Genomic DNA, 16,933 nt, shown 5'->3' on the forward strand with positions numbered 1-16,933 from the left:
TGCTTGGCCATGGCGTCGACGTTGATGTCCTTGCCCTGCACGCTCAGGGCGTTGCGGGTGGCGGCGGGGCCGCAGTAGTAGAAGTTCGGCTGGGCTTCGTAGCGCACGCCGAGTTCCTTCTCGCCGCTCTTGCGGTCCTGGGTGGCGGCGGCCGGCTTGCTGTCGGTGGTGGGGGCGGCGTAGGCGGCGGTGACGGGGCCGGCGATGGCGCCGCCGGTGAAGGCGAGGCCGGCAGCGGTCAGGGCGGCCTTACGGATCAGATCGGTACGCATGATCGTATGCACCTTTCGATCGGGGGTGTGCGGCGCGCACGGGGGAACGGCGTGCCGCAAAAGGGGGATGTCAGAACGGATCGCTCCGGCGGCGGGGCCTGCTCGGGCGTCCGGGGTGTCTCAACGACCCGGGCCGGCGACGCATTCCGCCGGTCGTTCGGGCCGCCGCGGCGTGGGGGAGTGCCGCGGGTATGCCATGTTCAACGACCCTGGCCGGCCGACGATTCCGCCGCCGGGGTGGCGCCGGCCACGGGACGGGGCCGCACGTGGCGGCGACATCCGGGGCATACCGGGCGGCGCGAACCGGACATTCGGGACACGCGGCGCAGGTCGTCGGCGTCGCCGAACGGTCGTCGACAGCCGCCCGACAGGACGTGGGGGCATAGTCGGGGCCGCCGCGCCGGCGGGTCCGCCACCAATCCGGTGGCGGGCCCGCCGGGCGTGCGACGTCAGGCGGACGGGGCGGACGCCCCCTCAGGGCCGCGCTGGGTGGGGATCGCCGCCGGGGACGCGGCCGGAGCCGGCTGCTCCGCCGGCCAGGGCACCTCCGGGGCGGGGTGGAAGGCGATGCCGGCGGTGGACCAGCGCGGGCCGTGCCCGGCCAGCCGGTCGCGGAACCCGGCCCAGTCGTGCGCCGTCCGCGGGGACCAGCCCAGCTCGGCGATCGCGGGCAGCCGGGGGAAGAACATGAACTCGACCTCGGCCCGCGAGGTGACCGACTCGGTCCACAGCGGCGCCTCCACCCCGAGCACCGCGTCGGCGGGGACGCCGGCCACGTGGGCGGCGGGATCCCAGTCGTACGCCCGGCGGACGTCGATCAGGCCCGCCCAGTCGTGCCCGATGGGGGTGTCGGGGGCGTACTTCATGTCGAGGTAGGCGTGGTTGCCGGGGGAGAGGATCAGCCGGGCGCCCCGGCGGACGGCGTCCGCGGTGACCGGGTCCTCGCCCGTCGTCCCCCACCACTGGAGCACCCGCCCGTCGGCGTGCCCGGCGGGCGCGATCTGGTGCCAGCCGACCACCGTCTTGCCGGTGTCGGCGACGATCCGCTGGACGCGCTCGACGAACGCGGCGTACGCGTCGGGGAGCACCTTGAACGCCTCGTCGCCGCCGATGTGCAGCCACGGCCCGGGGGTGAGCGCGGCGATCTCGCCGAGCACGTCGGCGACGAACTCGTACGTCCGCTCGCTGTCCGGGTCGACGTAGCTGAAGCCGACCTCGGTGCCGGTGTACGGCGGCGGCGCGACCCGGTCCGGCGCCAGTTCCCCGTACGCGGTCAGTGCCGCGTGGGTGTGCCCCGGCAGGTCGATCTCCGGCACCACGGTGATGTGCCGCTGCGCCGCGTAGGCCACGATCCGGCGGTAGTCGTCGCGCGTGTAGTGCCCGCCGGGGCCGTCGCCCACCTCGAACGCCCCGCCGACCGTGGCCAGTCGGGGCCACGAGTCGACCGCGATCCGCCAGCCCTGGTCGTCGGTGAGGTGCAGGTGCAGGTGGTTGAGCTTGTAGCGGGCCAGGTGGTCGATCACCCGGAGCACGTCCGGCACGCCGAAGAAGTGCCGGGCCACGTCGAGCATCGCCCCCCGGTAGGCGAACCGGGGGCGGTCGGTGATCGAGCCGCCCGGCAGCGCCCAGCGCTCGGCGACCGGCGTGGGGCTCTCGATCGCCGCCGGCAGGAGCTGCCGCAGCGTCTGCGTGCCGAAGAAGAGCCCGGCCGGGGTGGCGGCCTCGATGCGTACCCCGTCGGGTGTCACGTCGAGCCGGTAGCCCTCCGCGCCGAGGTCGTCGGCGTCGACCAGCGCCAGCGCGATGCCGCCGGCCGGCTCCGGCCGGGCGGCGTCGGCGACCGGCAGCGGGTAGCCGGTGGCCGGCCGGAGCAGGGCGGCGAGCTGCTCGCCGACGGCCCGGACGGCGTCGTCGGCGCTCACCCGGACGGCCGATTCGGCGGTGAGGACGAAGTCGGCGGCCGGGTCGGGCGCGACCAGCTCGGGCGCGGGCACCACGTCGCCCAGCCGGACCGGGGTGGGCGGGGCGAGCAGGTCGCCGGCGGTCCGGGCCGCCGCCCGGGCCAGCTCGGCGGCGGCGGGCGCGTGGGCCGGCAGGTCGAGGTGCCCGGGCGCCCGGTCGTCCGGCCCGGTGGCGGACGGGTCGAGCGGCTCCGAGGCGGTGGGAACGGATGGCACGGCGATGGCTCCCCGGGGGTGTATTCGCGGCTGTTATGGCAAAGGTGAGGTTCACCGAAATGCGTGCCGTCAAGAGTACGAGGGGGAGGCCGGAGTTGCGTGATCGTGCGCGTGGAAGCGTTCCCAAAAACCGGTACGAACGCGGATAGTCGTGATGGCTGTGCCTATTGTCACCGAACGGCCCCGGGCCACTCGATGTTCGCTTAGCCTTCGCCCACCAGCCGGCATGGCATCGGGATTACCGGTGGTCCGCCCCGGGGTATGGAGCAACTGAACCTTCGTTAAGTGTCGGACCGGCGCGCGTGGGAGGCTCTGGTGGCAGCGCAAGAGACGGTGGAACACAAGTACGTCTACGACTTCGCCGAGGGCAACAAGGACCTGAAGGACCTGCTCGGCGGCAAGGGGGCCAACCTGGCCGAGATGACCAACCTCGGCCTGCCGGTCCCGCCGGGCTTCACGATCACCACCGAGGCATGCAAGGCGTACCTCGCCACCGGTGAGGAGCCCGACGGGCTGGCCGACCAGATCGCCGCGCACCTGGCGTCGCTGGAGCAGGCGATGGGCAAGCGCCTCGGCGACCCGCAGGACCCGCTGCTCGTCTCCGTCCGCTCCGGGGCCAAGTTCTCCATGCCGGGCATGATGGAGACCGTCCTCAACGTCGGCCTCAACGACCGCAGCGTCCAGGGACTCGCGCGGCAGGCCGGAGGCTCGGGCGACCAGGCCGCCGCCGGCGGCGCGGACCGGTTCGCCTGGGACTCGTACCGCCGACTGATCCAGATGTTCGGCAAGACCGTCTGCGAGGTGCCGGGCGAGGAGTTCGAGCACGCGTTGGACGACGCCAAGCGCGCCAAGGGCACCCGGAACGACCTCGACCTCGACGCGGACGACCTGCGCGGGCTGGTCGACGCGTACAAGAGGATCTTCCTCAAGCACACCGGCCGGGAGTTCCCGCAGGAGCCGCGCGAGCAGCTCGACCTGGCCATCCGCGCGGTCTTCGAGTCGTGGAACGCCGAGCGGGCGGTGGTGTACCGCCGGCAGGAGCGGATCCCCGCCGACCTCGGCACCGCGGTCAACGTGGTGGCGATGGTCTTCGGCAACCTCGACTCGGACTCCGGCACCGGCGTCGCGTTCACCCGCGACCCCGCCAGCGGCGCCCAGGGCATCTACGGCGACTACCTGGCCAACGCCCAGGGCGAGGACGTGGTCGCCGGCATCCGCAACACCGTGCCGTTGCAGGAGCTGGAGAAGCTCGACAAGAAGTCCTACGACGAGCTGCTCAGTTACATGGCCCGGCTGGAGGGCCACTACAAGGACCTCTGCGACATCGAGTTCACCATCGAGCGCGGCAAGCTCTGGATGCTCCAGACCCGGGTCGGCAAGCGCACCGCCGCGGCTGCCTTCGTCATCGCCGGTCAACTGGTCGACGAGGGCCTGATCGACCTCGACGAGGCGCTGCACCGGGTCAACGGCGCGCAGCTCGCCCAGCTGATGTTCCCGCGCTTCCAGCTCGACCACGAGTTCCAGCCGGTCGCCAAGGGCATCGGCGCCTCCCCGGGCGCGGCGGTGGGCAAGGTCGTCTTCACCTCCGCCCGCGCGGTCGAGCTGGCCGCCGAGGGAGAGGACGTGATCCTGGTCCGCCGGGAGACCAACCCCGACGACCTGAACGGCATGATCGCCGCCAAGGGCATCCTCACCTCGCGGGGCGGCAAGACCAGCCACGCCGCCGTGGTGGCCCGGGGCATGGGCAAGACCTGCGTCTCCGGCGCGGACGAGCTGGACATCAACATCCCGCAGCGGAAGTTCACGGTCGCCGGGCAGACCGTCACCGAGGGCGACGTCGTCAGCATCGACGGCACCACCGGCAAGGTCTACCTCGGCGAGGTGCCGGTCATGCCCTCCGAGGTGGTGCAGTACTTCGAGGGTGAGCTCGACCCGGAACAGGCCGACGACGCGCTGGTCAAGGCCGTACACCGGATCATGTCGCACGCCGACGCCGCGCGCCGGCTGGCCGTCCGGACGAACGCCGACACCGCCGCGGACGCCGCCCGGGCCCGGCGCTTCGGTGCGCAGGGCATCGGGCTCTGCCGCACGGAGCACATGTTCCTCGGCGACCGGCGCGAGCTGGTCGAGCGACTGATCCTGGCCCGCGACGAGAAGGAGCGGGAAGCCGCGCTGGGCGCGCTGCTGCCGTTGCAGCGGGCCGACTTCGTGGAGATCTTCCGGGAGATGGACGGGCTGCCGGTCACCGTCCGGCTGATCGACCCGCCGCTGCACGAGTTCCTGCCCCCGCTGGAGCAGCTCGCGGTCAACGTGGCGGTCGCCCAGGAGCGCGGCGAGGACGTGGCGCAGGAGGAGGCGCTGCTCGCCGCCGTCCGCCGCATGCACGAGCAGAACCCGATGCTGGGCCTGCGCGGCGTACGCCTCGGCCTGGTCATCCCCGGCCTGTTCGCGATGCAGGTCCGGGCGATCGTGGAGGCCGCGGTCGAGTGCGCGAAGAGCGGCGTGACGCCGCGCCCGGAGATCATGGTGCCGCTGGTCGGGGCGGTGCAGGAGCTGGAGACGGTCCGCGCCGAGGCCGAGCGGATCATCGCCGAGGTGACCCGGGAGCAGCCGGTCGAGGTGCTGATCGGCACGATGATCGAGGTGCCCCGGGCGGCGCTGACCGCCGGCCAGATCGCCGAGGCGGCGCAGTTCTTCTCCTTCGGCACCAACGACCTGACCCAGATGGGCTGGGGCTTCTCCCGGGACGACGTGGAGGGCGCGTTCTTCTGGCGCTACCTGGAGCTGGGCATCTTCGGCATCTCGCCGTTCGAGTCGATTGACCGGGACGGCGTGGGCCGGCTGGTCCGGATCGCCGCGGAGGAGGGCCGGGCGGCCCGGCCGGAGCTGAAGCTCGGCGTCTGCGGCGAGCACGGCGGCGACCCGGACTCGGTGCACTTCTTCCACGAGGTGGGCCTGGACTACGTGTCCTGCTCGCCCTTCCGGGTGCCCGTCGCCCGGCTGGAGGCCGGCCGCGCGGCGGTGGAGACGGACGGCTCCGACAGCCGCTGACGCGGGGACGTTCGGCAGACCGGCGGCGGAACCGGGGGAGCGGATCCGCCGCCGCTGCCGTGCGGGCGCGACCGCATCGTCGGTCGACTCCCGCAGGGCTCAGATCGGCGGGCGGCGCCAGGTGTGGTGGGTGACGCGCCGGGGCAGGGCGCCCCTGGAGGTGCGGGCCGCGAGCGGGGCGTGCGCCTCCGGCATCGGCGTCACCCCGACCGGCCGGCGGGTGTCCAGCACCGAGCCGGTGCGCCGGGCCACCGCCCGGGCGTCGGCGTGCAGCGCCTCCAGGTCGGCGGCGCCGTCGGCGACCAGCGTCAGCAGGGCGTTGCGCCCGGCCGGGTAGGTGACCACCGCGCCGGACGCGGTGCGGAGCACCGACTCCCGGAACTCCCCGTGCCGCACGGTGTCGGCCACCCGGTGGCCGAGGCCGAAACTCGCCGCCGCGAGCGCCGCCAGGTGTGTGGCGTCCGTCGCCGGCAGGTCGCTGGAGATCAGCAGGCCGTCGGTGCCGGCCAGCACCGTGCCCGCCACCTCGGGGCGGCGTCGGCGCAACCCCTGCAACTCCGTTCCCATCATCGTGTCCGCGTCCACGGGTGTCACTCCCACCGTCGGGCCCTCAGTCTGGTCACGTTCCGCTCCGGGCACGCTACCGCCGGCCATGCCGGACCGGGGTCCCGTAACGGTCGGCGATCGGCCGACAACTCTCGTCTGAACGGAGGTTGCGGGCCCGTCCCCCGCGCGCCAGCGGCGAGCCGTTCGGGCCGTCCGGGCGTAACCTGATCGGCATGAGCAGCGCCTGGGAGAGCCTGACCGTCGACGCCCGGGACCCGGCCCGGCTCGCCCGCTGGTGGGCCGAGGCACTCGGCTACCAGGTGGTCGCCGAGAAGCCAGACGAGGTGGAGATCCGCCGGTCCGCCGACCGGCTGCCCGGCATCGTCTTCGTGCCGGCCGCCGACGAGAAGGAGACCAAGAACCGGCTGCACCTCGACCTGCGCCCCGACGACCAGGAGGCTGAGGTCGAGCGGCTGGTCGACATGGGCGCCCGGCACGTCGACGTCGGGCAGGGCGACGTCGGGTGGACCGTGCTCGCCGACCCGGAGGGCAACGAGTTCTGCGTGCTGCGGCAGCGTGCGGACTGAGCGTCCCGGGCCGGACGACCCGGACACGGCCCGCTGGGTCGGCGAACCGCCGAAGGACACCGGGTACGGGCGGTCGGCGTACGAGCGGGACCGGGCCCGGGTGCTGCACTCGGCGGCGTTCCGGCGGCTCGCCGCGAAGACCCAGGTGCACACGGCCGGCACCGACGACTTCCTGCGGACCCGGCTGACCCACTCGCTGGAGGTCGCGCAGATCGCCCGGGAGATGGGCGCCCGGCTGGGCTGCGACCCGGACGTGGTGGACACCGCCGGGCTCGCCCACGACCTGGGGCACCCGCCGTTCGGGCACAACGGCGAGGACGCGCTGGACGCGCTGGCCGCCGGGTGCGGCGGCTTCGAGGGCAACGCACAGACGCTGCGGGTGCTGACCCGGCTGGAGGCGAAGGTGGTCGCCCCGGACGGCACGTCCGCCGGCCTGAACCTGACCCGCGCCTCGCTCGACGCGGTCAGCAAGTATCCGTGGCCCCGCCGTCCGGGTCGGCGGAAGTTCGGGGCGTACGCCGACGACCTGCCCGTCTTCGCCTGGCTCCGGGCCGGCGCCCCGCCCGGCCCGCCCGCGTCCGGCGACGGCGCCGCGGCGACCGGCGCGCGGCGTTGCCTGGAGGCGCAGGTGATGGACTGGGCCGACGACGTCGCGTACTCGGTGCACGACGTCGAGGACGGCATCCACGGCGGGTACGTGACGCTGCGCCCGCTGCTGGACGACCCCGACGAGCGGGCCGCGCTCTGCGCCGACGTCGCGGCCACCTACTCCGGCGAGTCCCCGGCCGACCTCGACGAGGTGCTGCGGGAACTGCTCGACGACCCCGTGCTCGCCCCGCTGGCCGGCTACGACGGCAGCCACCGCGCGCTGGCCGCGCTCAAGGCGACCACCAGCGTGCTGACCGGCCGGTTCGTCTCGACCGTCGTGGCGGCCACCGAGGAGCGGTACGGTCCCGGCCCGCACCGCCGGTACGCGGCCGATCTGGTGGTGCCCCGGCGGATCCGGGCGCGGTGCGCGCTGCTCAAGGGCATCGCCCTGCGGTACGTGATGCGCCGCCCCGGCGCCGAGGGCCGCTACCGGCGGCAGCGGGAGGTGCTGGCCGACCTGGTGCACGCCCTGGCCGGCCGGGCGCCGGACGCGCTGGACCCGGTCTTCGCCCCGCTCTGGCGGGCCGCGCCGGACGACGCCGCCCGGCTCCGGGTGGTGATCGACCAGGTCGCCTCGCTGACCGATCCGGCGGCCGTGGTCTGGCACGCGCGGCTGGCGTCCGGCCCCGGGCGCGCCCGGGGTGCGGCCGGCGGAGGGGCGGGAATGGGCGATCCGACGTACTTAGGTTAGCCTAACCAGCATGACGGAGCGCCCGAAGAAGGTCACGTCCGCCCGGGTACTGCGCACCGAGCGGCCCACCCCCCACCTGATCCGGCTCGTGCTCGGCGGGGAGGAGTTGACCGGCCTGCCGGTGGGCGAGTTCACCGACCACTACATCAAGATCGTGTTCCCGGTGCCGGGGGTCGACCACCCGAGCCCGATGGACCTCGCCGCGATCCGCCGTGACCTGCCCCGGGAGCAGTGGCCCCGGCTGCGGGCGTACACGGTGCGGGCCTGGGACGCGCTGGCCGGGGAGCTGACCGTCGACGTCGTGCACCACGGCGACGAGGGGCTCGCCGGGCCGTGGGCGGCCGCGCTGCGCCCCGGCGACCCGGTGCACTTCGTCGGCCCCGGCGGCGCGTACGCCCCGAGCCCGGACGCCGACTGGCACCTGCTGGTCGGCGACGAGAGCGCGCTGCCGGCGATCGCCGCCGCCCTGGAGCGGCTGCCGGCCGACGCCCCGGCCGTCGTGTTCGTCGAGGTCGCCGACCCGGCCGAGGAGCAGCGGCTGGCCAGCCCGGGCGCGGTGCGCCTGACCTGGCTGCACCGGGGCGGGCGCCCGGTCGGGGAGGCCCTGGTCGCGGCGGTCCGCGACCTGGAGTTCCCGCCCGGCGAGGTGCACGCCTTCGTCCACGGCGAGGCGACCTTCGTGAAGGAGCTGCGCCGCCTGCTCCGCGTCGAGCGTGGCGTCCCCCGCGACCGGCTCTCCATCTCCGGCTACTGGCGCCGTGGCATGGACGACGAGGGCTGGCGCGCCAGCAAGCCCGACTGGAACCGTCAGGTCGAGGCCGAGGAGTCCGCCGCCGTCCCCGCCTGAGCGGCCCTCCCGGGCACCCCGGGAGCGGGCGTTCGCCCGATATCGCCGTGTGTCGCCCCCGTGCCCAGCAGGATGGGCGGGGGGTGACCATGGGCGAGCAGGTGCGGGACCGGCCGCAGGCCGTGGGCCGGGTCGACCCGGTGGTGCTGGCGCTCAGCGTCGGCGGCGTGCTGGCAGTGGTGGCCTGGGGCGTGCTGGGCCGGGGGTCCCTGGCCGGCTTCGGCGAGTCCGGCCTGGGCTGGGTGATCAGCACCTTCGGTTGGTTCTTCGTGGTGGCCGCCGACGCCTTCCTGGTGCTCTCGGTGGTCATCGCCGCGACGAAGTTCGGCCGGATCCGGCTCGGCGCCGACGAGGACGAACCGGAGTTCAGCACCCTCGCCTGGGTCTCGATGATGTTCAGCACCGGCATGGGGATCGGCCTGGTCTTCTACGCCGTCGCCGAGCCGATCGAGCACTACGCCGCGCCGCCCCCGGCCAGCGGCGTCGCGCCGAACACCGGGGCGGCCGGGTCGGTGGCGATGCAGTACACGCTCTTCCACTGGACGCTGCACCCGTGGGCGATCTACGCGGTGGTGGCGCTCGCGCTGGCGTACTCGACGTTCCGCAAGGGGCGGGAGAACCGCATCTCGGCGGCCTTCCAGCCGCTGCTCGGCGCGCGGGTGGACGGCCCGGTGGGCCGGGCGATCGACCTGCTGGCCGTCTTCGCCACCGTCTTCGGCTCGGCCACCAGCCTCGGCCTCGGCGCCCTCCAGGTCGCCGCCGGGCTGGATCTGGTCACCCCCGTGCCGGACAGCACGGCGGTCGAGTTGGTGGTGATCGCCGCCCTCACCCTGGCCTTCGTCGTCTCCGCCTTCTCCGGCCTGCACAAGGGCATCAAGTGGCTGTCCACCACCAACGTGGTGCTCGCCGTCGCGCTGATGGTCTTCGTGTTCGTGGCCGGCCCGACCATCTACGCGCTGGAGGTGCTGCCCGCGTCGGTCGGCGACTACCTCAGCCACCTGATCACCATGTCCACCCGTACCGGCGCGTTCTCCGACCCGGCCTGGCTGGGCTCCTGGACGATCTTCTACTGGGCGTGGTGGATCTCCTGGGCCCCGTTCGTCGGCATCTTCATCGCCCGGATATCCCGGGGCCGCACCGTCCGGCAGTTCGTCGTCGGCGTGCTGCTGGTGCCCAGCGGGGCCAGCGTGGTCTGGTTCGCGGTGATGGGCGGCAGCGCCCTGCGGGTGCAGGCCACCGGCACCCGGGACCTGGTCGCCGACGTCGGCGCGGGCACCGAGCGGGCGCTCTTCGGCCTGCTCGGGGCCCTGCCCCTGGCGGGCCTGACCACCCTGCTGGCGATGGTGCTGGTCGCGCTCTTCTTCGTCACCGGCGCCGACTCCGCCGCGCTGGTGCTCGGCTCGCTGACCTCCCGGGGCGCGTTGCGCCCGCACCGCGCGCTGGTCGTGGTCTGGGGCGTGCTGATCGGCGCGGTGGCCGCGGTGCTGCTGCTGGTCGGCGGGCTGGACGCGCTGCAACAGGCGACCATCCTGGTCGCGCTGCCGTTCGTGGTGGTCATGCTCGGCCTGGCCGTCGCGCTGGTCCGGGACATGGCCCTGGACCCGGCGGTCAACCCGCCGCCCCGGGCCCGCCGCTACGGCCTGGCCGCGGCGATCCGCGCCGCCCGGTCGTACGAGGAGGAGAACCCGCCGCCGGTGCGGCGCTACCTGCGGCGCCGGCCGCGGTGACCGGCGCGGCCCGCCCCGGGGTGACCGGTCGCGCCGGCGGAACCGCCGAGGTGGCGGCGGTGGTCGCCACGCCCGGTGTCCCCCGGCGGCGCGCCGCCGGTCGGGCAGGGCAGGATGTACGGCGAGGGGGTGGCGGACATGGCTGGGCGGATCCGGGACGAGGACATCGCGCTGGTCCGGGAGCGCAGCTCGATCGCCGACGTCATCTCGGAGACGGTGACCCTGAAGTCGGCCGGCGGCGGCAACCTCAAGGGGCTGTGCCCGTTCCACGACGAGAAGAGCCCCTCGTTCAACGTCTCGCCCGCCCGCAACGTCTGGTACTGCTTCGGCTGCGGCGCCGGCGGCGACGCGATCAAGTTCCTGATGGACGCGGAGCATCTCAGCTTCGTCGAGTCGGTGGAGCGGCTCGCCGCCCGGGCCGGGATCCAGCTGCGCTACGTCGAGGGCGACTCCGCCGCGCCGCGGCCACGCCCGCAGCAGGGGCAGCGCCAGCGCCTCGTCGCCGCGCACGCCGCCGCCGTGGAGTTCTACCGCGCCCAGCTCACCACGGCCGGCGCGCGCCCGGCCCGGGAGTTCCTGGCCCGCCGCGGCTTCGACCGGGCCGCCGCCGAGCGCTACGGCTGCGGGTTCGCCCCGGACGCGTGGGACCTGCTCACCAAGCACCTGCGCCAGCAGGGCTTCACCCACGACGAGCTGGTCACCGGCGGGTTGTCCCGGCCGTCGCGCTCCGGCACGCTGATCGACCGGTTCCGGCGGCGGCTGATGTGGCCGATCCGCGACATCACCGGCGACGTCATCGGCTTCGGCGCCCGCAAGCTCTTCGAGGACGACGACGGCCCGAAGTACCTCAACACCCCCGAGACGCCGATCTACAAGAAGTCGCACGTCCTCTACGGCATCGACCAGGCCAAGCGGGAGATCGCCAAGCAGGGCAAGGTGGTCGTGGTCGAGGGCTACACCGACGTGATGGCCTGCCACCTGGCGGACGTCCCGACAGCGGTGGCGACCTGCGGCACGGCGTTCGGCGCGGACCACATCGGCGTGCTGCGCCGGGTGCTCTTCGACAGCGACGAACGGGCCGGCGAGGTCATCTTCACCTTCGACGGGGACGCCGCCGGCCAGAAGGCCGCGCTGCGGGCCTTCGAGGACGACCAGCGTTTCGTCGGGCGTACCTTCATCGCGGTCAGCCCCGACAACATGGACCCGTGCGACCTGCGCCTGGCCAAGGGCGACATGGCGGTCCGCGACCTGGTCGCCCGCCGCGAGCCGCTGGTCGACTTCGCGCTGCGGCACGTCATCAGCCGGTACGACCTCGACACCGTCGACGGCCGGGTGGAGGCGATGCGCCGGGCCGCGCCGCTGGTGGCCAAGATCAAGGACCGGGAGAAGCGCCCGGAGTACGTCCGCAAGCTCGCCGGCGACCTCGGTATGGAGATCGAGCCGGTGCAGCGGGCCGTGCTGGCCGCCGCGTCCGCCCCGCCCGGTCGGGACACCCCGCCGCCGGCCCGCCCCGCCCCGGCCGAGCCGGTCGTCGACAACCCGCAGTCGATGGTCGAGCGGGAGGCGCTGAAGCTCGCGCTCCAGGAGCCGGTGCTGGCCGGGCCGATGTTCGACGCGGTCGAGGCGTCGGAGTACCGCCACCCCGTGCACGTGTCGGTGCGGGCGGCCGTCGCGGCCGTCGGCGGGGCCGCCACGGCGACCGGCGGCGCGGTCTGGATCGAGTCCGTCCGCGACGCCTGCGAGGACCTCGCGGCCCGGGCGCTCGTCGGCGAGCTGGCCGTGGAGCCGCTGCGCATCGACGGCGACCCCGACCCGCGCTACGTGTCGGTCACGATCGCCCGGTTGCAGTGGGGCTCGGTGACCGGCCGGATCAGGGACCTGAAGTCCCGGATCCAGCGGATCAACCCGGTCAACAACAAGGACGAGTACTTCGCCGCCTTCGGCGAGCTGCTCTCGCTGGAGCAGCACGCCCGGGCATTGCGCGAGCAGGCCGCGGGAGGGCTGTAGATGGGACTGTTCCGCCGCAGGCCGAAGCTGCCGACGGCCGCCCGGCCGCCGCTGGCCCCCGACGAGCGGGTGCTCGCCTGGGCCGCGGCCGGCAACGGCGAGGGCGACGGCGTGGTGGTGGCCAGCAACCTCGGGCTCTGGCTGCCCGGCCGGGCGCACCGGCTGGGCTGGCACGACATCCTCAAGGCGGTCTGGTCCGGCCGGGAGCTCACCGTCACGCCGGCCGAGCGGGTCGCCGAGCGCGACGGCTACCTGGTGGTGGCGGACTGCCCGGCCGAGACCTACCTGCTGCTCGACCCCGGCGAGTTGCCCCACCAGGTGCGGGAGCGGGTCACCCGCTCGGTGGCGTACACCCGGCACCACCCGGTGCCCGGCGGCGCCGGCCGGGTCGCCGCGCGGCGGGCGCCGGGCGTGGACGGCCTCACCTGGACGGTCCGCCTCGATCCCGGCACCCCGGCGGACGACCCCGACGTGCTCGCCGAGACCGACCGCCTCGTCGCCGCCGCCCGCGCCGCCACCACCCCGGCGGACGCCTGACCGACGTCGGTCACCCGCCCCGGTAGAAGCGGGCGGCCCCCGGGTGCAACGGGATCGGGTCGGTGCCGGCGGCGCTCTGCTGGGTGAAGTTGCCGCCCTCCGGGTGCACGCCGACCAGGTCGGCCTGGTAGGTGAAGAGCAGCCGGGTCAGGTCGTACGCCAACTGGTCGGGCATGTCGGCGCCGACCAGGATCACGTTCGCCACCGTGACGGTCGGCGTGGCGCTCGTCGTGCCGTAGACCTCCTTCGGCAGCTCGGCGGTCGTGTAGACCGAGCCGTGCCGGGCGCCGAGCGGCTCGATGAGGTCGGCGATCGGCAGCAGCGCGAACCTCCCCGGGGCGCTGGAGAGCAGGTCGGCGATGCCCGGCGTGGGCAGGCCGCCGGAGAAGAACATCGCGTCGAGCGTGCCGGCCCGCATCCGCTTGACCGTCTCCGGCAGGGACAGCGTGGCCCGGCGGACGTCGCGGTCCGGGTCGAGGCCGGCGGCCGTCAGCAGGCGCCCGGCGATGATGTCGGTGCCGGACTTCGGGGAGCCGGTGGAGACCCGCTTGCCGCGCAGCCCCGACAGGGCGGTGATCTTCGCGTCGGCCCGGACGATCACGTGGGTGTAGTTGCTGTAGACCCGGGCCAGCGCCCGGACGGGCTGGGGCTGGCCCTCGAAGGCCCCGCGCCCCTGCACCGCGTCCGCGGCCGTGTCGGCGAGGCTGAACGCGATCTCCATGTCGCCGCTGGCCAGCCGGTTGATGTTCTCCACCGACGCCCCGGTCGGCTCGGCCCGGGCCTCGTAGCCGGGCAGGTGGCGGCTGATCACGTCCGCGTAGCCGCCGCCGAGCTGGTAGTAGACGCCGGTGGTGTTGCCGGTGGCGAGGAAGATGCGACCGCCGTGCCAGGGCTGCGGCCCGGCCTCGGACGTGCCGCAGCCGGCGGCGAGCAGGGCCGCCAGCATGGCCGCCAGCAGCCGTCGGGGCCGTCCGGTCACGCCCGGACCGCCGGCTCCAGCGCCTCCGCCACCCGCTGGACCAGCATGGCGGTCTCGTAGCCGATCTGGCCCAGGTCGCAGCCGGGCGCGGCCAGCACCCCGACGAGCGCGCGCTCGCCCACCGCCATCACCAGCATCACCCCGCCGTCCATGTCGACGATCTGCTGGCGTACCCGGCCGGCGGACATCAGCCGCGCGGCGCCGACGGTCAGGCTGGCCAGGCCGCTGATCACGGCGGCGAGCTGGTCCACCTGGTCCGGCGCGAGGTCGGGGGAGGCCGCCAGCCGCAGCCCGTCGCCGGAGACGGCGAGGGCATGCGACACGTCCGGCACCTGCTCGGCGAAGTTGGCCAGCAGCCAGTCGAGGCTGGCGCTCGCGGATGGGGTCATGGGTTTCTCCTGGGGGGTGTCGTCTGCTGGGTACGTCGCGTCGCGGCGGCGACGCCCTCGGCGAGCGCGGACAGCCGGGAGCGCACCAGCTCGGGGTCGAGCAGGTCGTCCTTCGGCGGCGGCGCGGGGGCGTCGTGCAGCGCGGCCGGGAGTTGGCCGCCCCGGGTGCGGCGGGGCAGCCCGACCCCGGTGGTGGGGGCCGGCGCCGGGCCCGGCGGGGGCGGCGCGGGAACGGAGGACGGCGGGGGCGGCGCGGTGGCGGGGCCGGCCGGCCGCGCCCTGAGCACCGGGAGCGCGACCGTCGGCGCGCGGTGGATGCCGGCCATGTCGGGCAGGGCGGCCGGGTCACCCGACTCGCCCGGGCGGGCGCCGGTCGACACGGGCGGGACGGCCCGGGTGGACGGTGGCCGGAACCAGGGGGCCGCGGCGGTGGGCTCCGGCGTACGCCGTTCCGGGGCGGGCCGCGGGGCGACCGACTCGACCCGGGTCAGCGCCGACTCCGGGATGTCCACCTGCGCGACGGTGCCCGCGCCGGTGGCGTACAGGTGCACCCGCACGCCGTGCCGGGCCGCCAGGTGGGACACCACGTGCAGGCCCATGCTGCCGGCGGCGGCGCTGGAGAGCATCGCGGGGACGCGCAGCCGCTCGTTGATCGCGGCGAGCCGGCTGTCGCTGATCCCGATGCCCCGGTCGTGCACGCGCAGCGTGAGCCCGTCGATGGTGCGTCGGCCGTCGACGTGCACCGGCGCGTCCGGCGGCGAGTAGACGGTGGCGTTCTCCAGCAGCTCGGCGAGGAGGTGGACCAGGTTGCCGACGGCGTCGCCGTGCACCGCGACGGTGGGCACGTCGACCTCCACCCGGGGGTACTCCTCGATCTCCGAGGCCGCCGCCCGGATCACGTCGGCCAGCAGATGGGCGCCCTCGTGCGCGCGGCCGGGCTCGCCGCCGGCGAGGACCAGCAGGTTCTCCCCGTTGCGCCGCATCCGGGCGGCGAGGTGGTCCAGCGCGAAGAGCCGGGCCAGGGCGTCGGGATCGGTCTCCTCGCGTTCGAACTCGTCGAGCAGGCGCAGCTGCCGGGTGATCAGGGTGCGGATCCGCCGGGCCAGCGCCTCGACCATCCGGGTCACGTCCATCCGCAGCTCGGCCTGCTCGCCGGCCAGCCGCAGCGCGGCCCGGTTCACCGTGTCGAACGCCTGGGCGACCTGGGCGACCTCGTCCCGGCCCTGCCGGATGCCGGCCGTGAGCCGGGTGGCCGCGCCCTCGGTCTGCGTACCGTCGCCGGCCGCGATCGCGGTGATCCGCTCCGGCAGCTCCCGGTGGGCCATGGTGAGCGCCGCGACCCGCAGCCGGCGCAGCCGGCGGCTGGTGCGCACGGCGAGCAGCGCGGCGGCGGTCAGCGACGCCAGCGCGACGGCGGTGGTCGCGCCGCCGGTGACCAGGGCCCGCCGCCGCGCGTCCCGGGCCAGGCCGGCGGCCTGGCGGTCGAGTTCCTCGGACAGCTCCCGGCCGAGCAGGTTGTACCGGCGGATGGCGCCGCTCTGGGCCACGTACCAGGCGTCGCCGTCGGTCCGCAGCCCGCCCGGTTCGGTCTCCGCGTTGAGCGCGCTGTCCCGCATCCGCCGCGCCGTGGAGACGTCGGTGCCGGTCACCAGCCGGGCGTACGCGGCCGTCGACCGCCCGCCGGCGATCCGGGAGAACTCGGCCTGGCGCTGCTCCTGCGCGCCGCGCAACTGGCCGAGGCGGACCAGTTCCCCGTCCGCCAGCGCGCCCCGCACGAAGACGGTGCGGAGCAGGTCGCGTTCCAGGGCGGCGAGGTGTTCCTGGGCGGCCACCGCCGCCACCTCCCGGGCCCCGTTGGCCAGGTCCCGGTCGCGGACCTGGGCCGGCAGCGCGTCGGCGACGGCGAGCAGCGACTCGACCAGCGCCAGGTAGGTCGGGTCGGCGGTGGTGGCGTTGAGCGCGGCCTGGCGGGCCGGGGCGAGCTGGCCGAGCTGCGCGTCGGCGCCGTCGAGCACCTGGCCGAGGTCCGGGGCGGCCCGGCGGGCGTCCCGGCTGGCACCGCGGTAACGCTCCACGGAGGTGTCGACCCGCCGCCGCTGCGCCTCGACGAGGGGACGGCCGGTCGAGCCGCCCCGCTGGCGCAGGGCCGCCGTCTCGCCGAGTTCCCGCTCCAGCTCGTGCACCAGGCGCACGGTGGCCGTCGCGGTGCCGGCGAGCACCCGGGCGCGGTCCGCGTCGGCGGAGGCGTCCAGCGCGGTGGCGGTCTGGGTGGCCCCCAGCACCACCAGACCGACCGTGGCCACCAGGATCGGCGCGAGCAGCTGGGTGCGTACCGACCACAGCCGGTCGGTGTGGTCGGTGGGCCGGTGGTGCCGGCGCACGCGGGCGGGGTCGGGAAGCGACACGCGGGCTCTCCGGGGTGGGTCGGAAGGGTGCCGGGCCCCGGGCGGTACGCCCCGGGCCCGGCACCGACGG

General features: G+C 75.0%; 13 protein-coding genes. 7 read left to right on the forward strand and 6 right to left on the reverse strand.

The window, feature by feature from the left end:
* Together ABZ793_RS02340 and ABZ793_RS02345 are read right to left on the reverse strand one after the other, a co-directional pair.
* Positions 1-272: C39 family peptidase (locus ABZ793_RS02340; RefSeq protein WP_357450672.1), on the reverse strand; the 272-nt coding region annotated here is incomplete at its 3' end.
* Between the two features lie 449 nt (positions 273-721).
* A complete protein-coding gene (locus ABZ793_RS02345; protein WP_357451449.1) occupies positions 722-2,368 on the reverse strand; it encodes a beta-N-acetylhexosaminidase in 1,647 nt (548 codons plus the stop codon).
* 396 nt (positions 2,369-2,764) lie between these two features.
* On the opposite strand from ABZ793_RS02345, the gene ppdK reads away from it, so the two are divergent.
* Positions 2,765-5,500 (forward strand): pyruvate, phosphate dikinase, encoded by a 2,736-nt coding sequence (gene ppdK, locus ABZ793_RS02350; RefSeq protein ID WP_357450675.1) that lies wholly within the window; start codon positions 2,765-2,767, stop codon positions 5,498-5,500.
* A gap of 99 nt (positions 5,501-5,599) precedes the next feature.
* Here the strand turns inward: ppdK and ABZ793_RS02355 are convergent, their stop codons facing one another.
* Positions 5,600-6,085: a roadblock/LC7 domain-containing protein gene (locus ABZ793_RS02355; protein ID WP_357450678.1), complete on the reverse strand. Its 486-nt coding sequence runs from the start codon at positions 6,083-6,085 to the stop codon at positions 5,600-5,602.
* A 194-nt stretch (positions 6,086-6,279) separates the two neighbouring features.
* Between ABZ793_RS02355 and ABZ793_RS02360 the strand changes: the two genes are divergently transcribed.
* From ABZ793_RS02360 to ABZ793_RS02385, 6 genes are all read left to right on the forward strand, one after another.
* Positions 6,280-6,633, forward strand: coding sequence for a VOC family protein (locus ABZ793_RS02360; protein ID WP_350712273.1), 354 nt, complete (start codon positions 6,280-6,282; stop codon positions 6,631-6,633).
* The gene (locus ABZ793_RS02365) at positions 6,623-7,972 is read left to right on the forward strand and encodes a deoxyguanosinetriphosphate triphosphohydrolase (protein ID WP_357450682.1); all 1,350 of its coding nucleotides are present in this window, start codon (positions 6,623-6,625) and stop codon (positions 7,970-7,972) included. The genes ABZ793_RS02360 and ABZ793_RS02365 overlap by 11 nt, the downstream gene beginning before the upstream one ends.
* A gap of 10 nt (positions 7,973-7,982) precedes the next feature.
* Positions 7,983-8,819, forward strand: a complete 837-nt coding sequence (locus ABZ793_RS02370) for a siderophore-interacting protein (RefSeq protein WP_357450684.1) — start codon at positions 7,983-7,985, stop codon at positions 8,817-8,819.
* 89 nt (positions 8,820-8,908) lie between these two features.
* A complete protein-coding gene (locus ABZ793_RS02375; RefSeq protein WP_357451452.1) occupies positions 8,909-10,546 on the forward strand; it encodes a BCCT family transporter in 1,638 nt (545 codons plus the stop codon).
* A gap of 114 nt (positions 10,547-10,660) precedes the next feature.
* Positions 10,661-12,553: a DNA primase gene (gene dnaG / locus ABZ793_RS02380; RefSeq protein ID WP_357450688.1), complete on the forward strand. Its 1,893-nt coding sequence runs from the start codon at positions 10,661-10,663 to the stop codon at positions 12,551-12,553.
* Positions 12,554-13,090, forward strand: a complete 537-nt coding sequence (locus ABZ793_RS02385; RefSeq protein ID WP_357450691.1) for a hypothetical protein — start codon at positions 12,554-12,556, stop codon at positions 13,088-13,090.
* 10 nt (positions 13,091-13,100) lie between these two features.
* Here the strand turns inward: ABZ793_RS02385 and ABZ793_RS02390 are convergent, their stop codons facing one another.
* The 3 genes from ABZ793_RS02390 to ABZ793_RS02400 are packed head-to-tail and all read right to left on the reverse strand — an operon-like array spanning position 13,101 to position 16,863.
* Positions 13,101-14,069: a TAXI family TRAP transporter solute-binding subunit gene (locus ABZ793_RS02390; RefSeq protein WP_357450694.1), complete on the reverse strand. Its 969-nt coding sequence runs from the start codon at positions 14,067-14,069 to the stop codon at positions 13,101-13,103.
* On the reverse strand, positions 14,066-14,458 hold the full coding sequence (locus ABZ793_RS02395) for a roadblock/LC7 domain-containing protein (RefSeq protein WP_357450697.1): 393 nt from the start codon (positions 14,456-14,458) through the stop codon (positions 14,066-14,068). The genes ABZ793_RS02390 and ABZ793_RS02395 overlap by 4 nt, the downstream gene beginning before the upstream one ends.
* Positions 14,455-16,863 (reverse strand): nitrate- and nitrite sensing domain-containing protein, encoded by a 2,409-nt coding sequence (locus ABZ793_RS02400; RefSeq protein ID WP_357450701.1) that lies wholly within the window; start codon positions 16,861-16,863, stop codon positions 14,455-14,457. The genes ABZ793_RS02395 and ABZ793_RS02400 overlap by 4 nt, the downstream gene beginning before the upstream one ends.
* Positions 16,864-16,933 lie beyond the last annotated feature (70 nt).

It is taken from the genome of Micromonospora sp. NPDC047465 (assembly GCF_040643125.1).
In the GTDB taxonomy this organism is placed as follows: Bacteria; Actinomycetota; Actinomycetes; order Mycobacteriales; family Micromonosporaceae; genus Micromonospora.

What these genes read in the sequence shown, in the direction of transcription:
- ABZ793_RS02360 (WP_350712273.1), top strand. Translation starts at nt 6,280, where the DNA reads ATGAGCAGCGCCTGGGAGAGCCTGACCGTCGACGCCCGGGACCCGGCC.
- ABZ793_RS02385 (WP_357450691.1), top strand. Translation starts at nt 12,554, where the DNA reads ATGGGACTGTTCCGCCGCAGGCCGAAGCTGCCGACGGCCGCCCGGCCG.
- dnaG (WP_357450688.1), top strand. Translation starts at nt 10,661, where the DNA reads ATGTACGGCGAGGGGGTGGCGGACATGGCTGGGCGGATCCGGGACGAG.
- ABZ793_RS02375 (WP_357451452.1), top strand. Translation starts at nt 8,909, where the DNA reads ATGGGCGAGCAGGTGCGGGACCGGCCGCAGGCCGTGGGCCGGGTCGAC.
- ABZ793_RS02395 (WP_357450697.1), bottom strand. Translation starts at nt 14,458, where the DNA reads ATGACCCCATCCGCGAGCGCCAGCCTCGACTGGCTGCTGGCCAACTTC.
- ABZ793_RS02370 (WP_357450684.1), top strand. Translation starts at nt 7,983, where the DNA reads ATGACGGAGCGCCCGAAGAAGGTCACGTCCGCCCGGGTACTGCGCACC.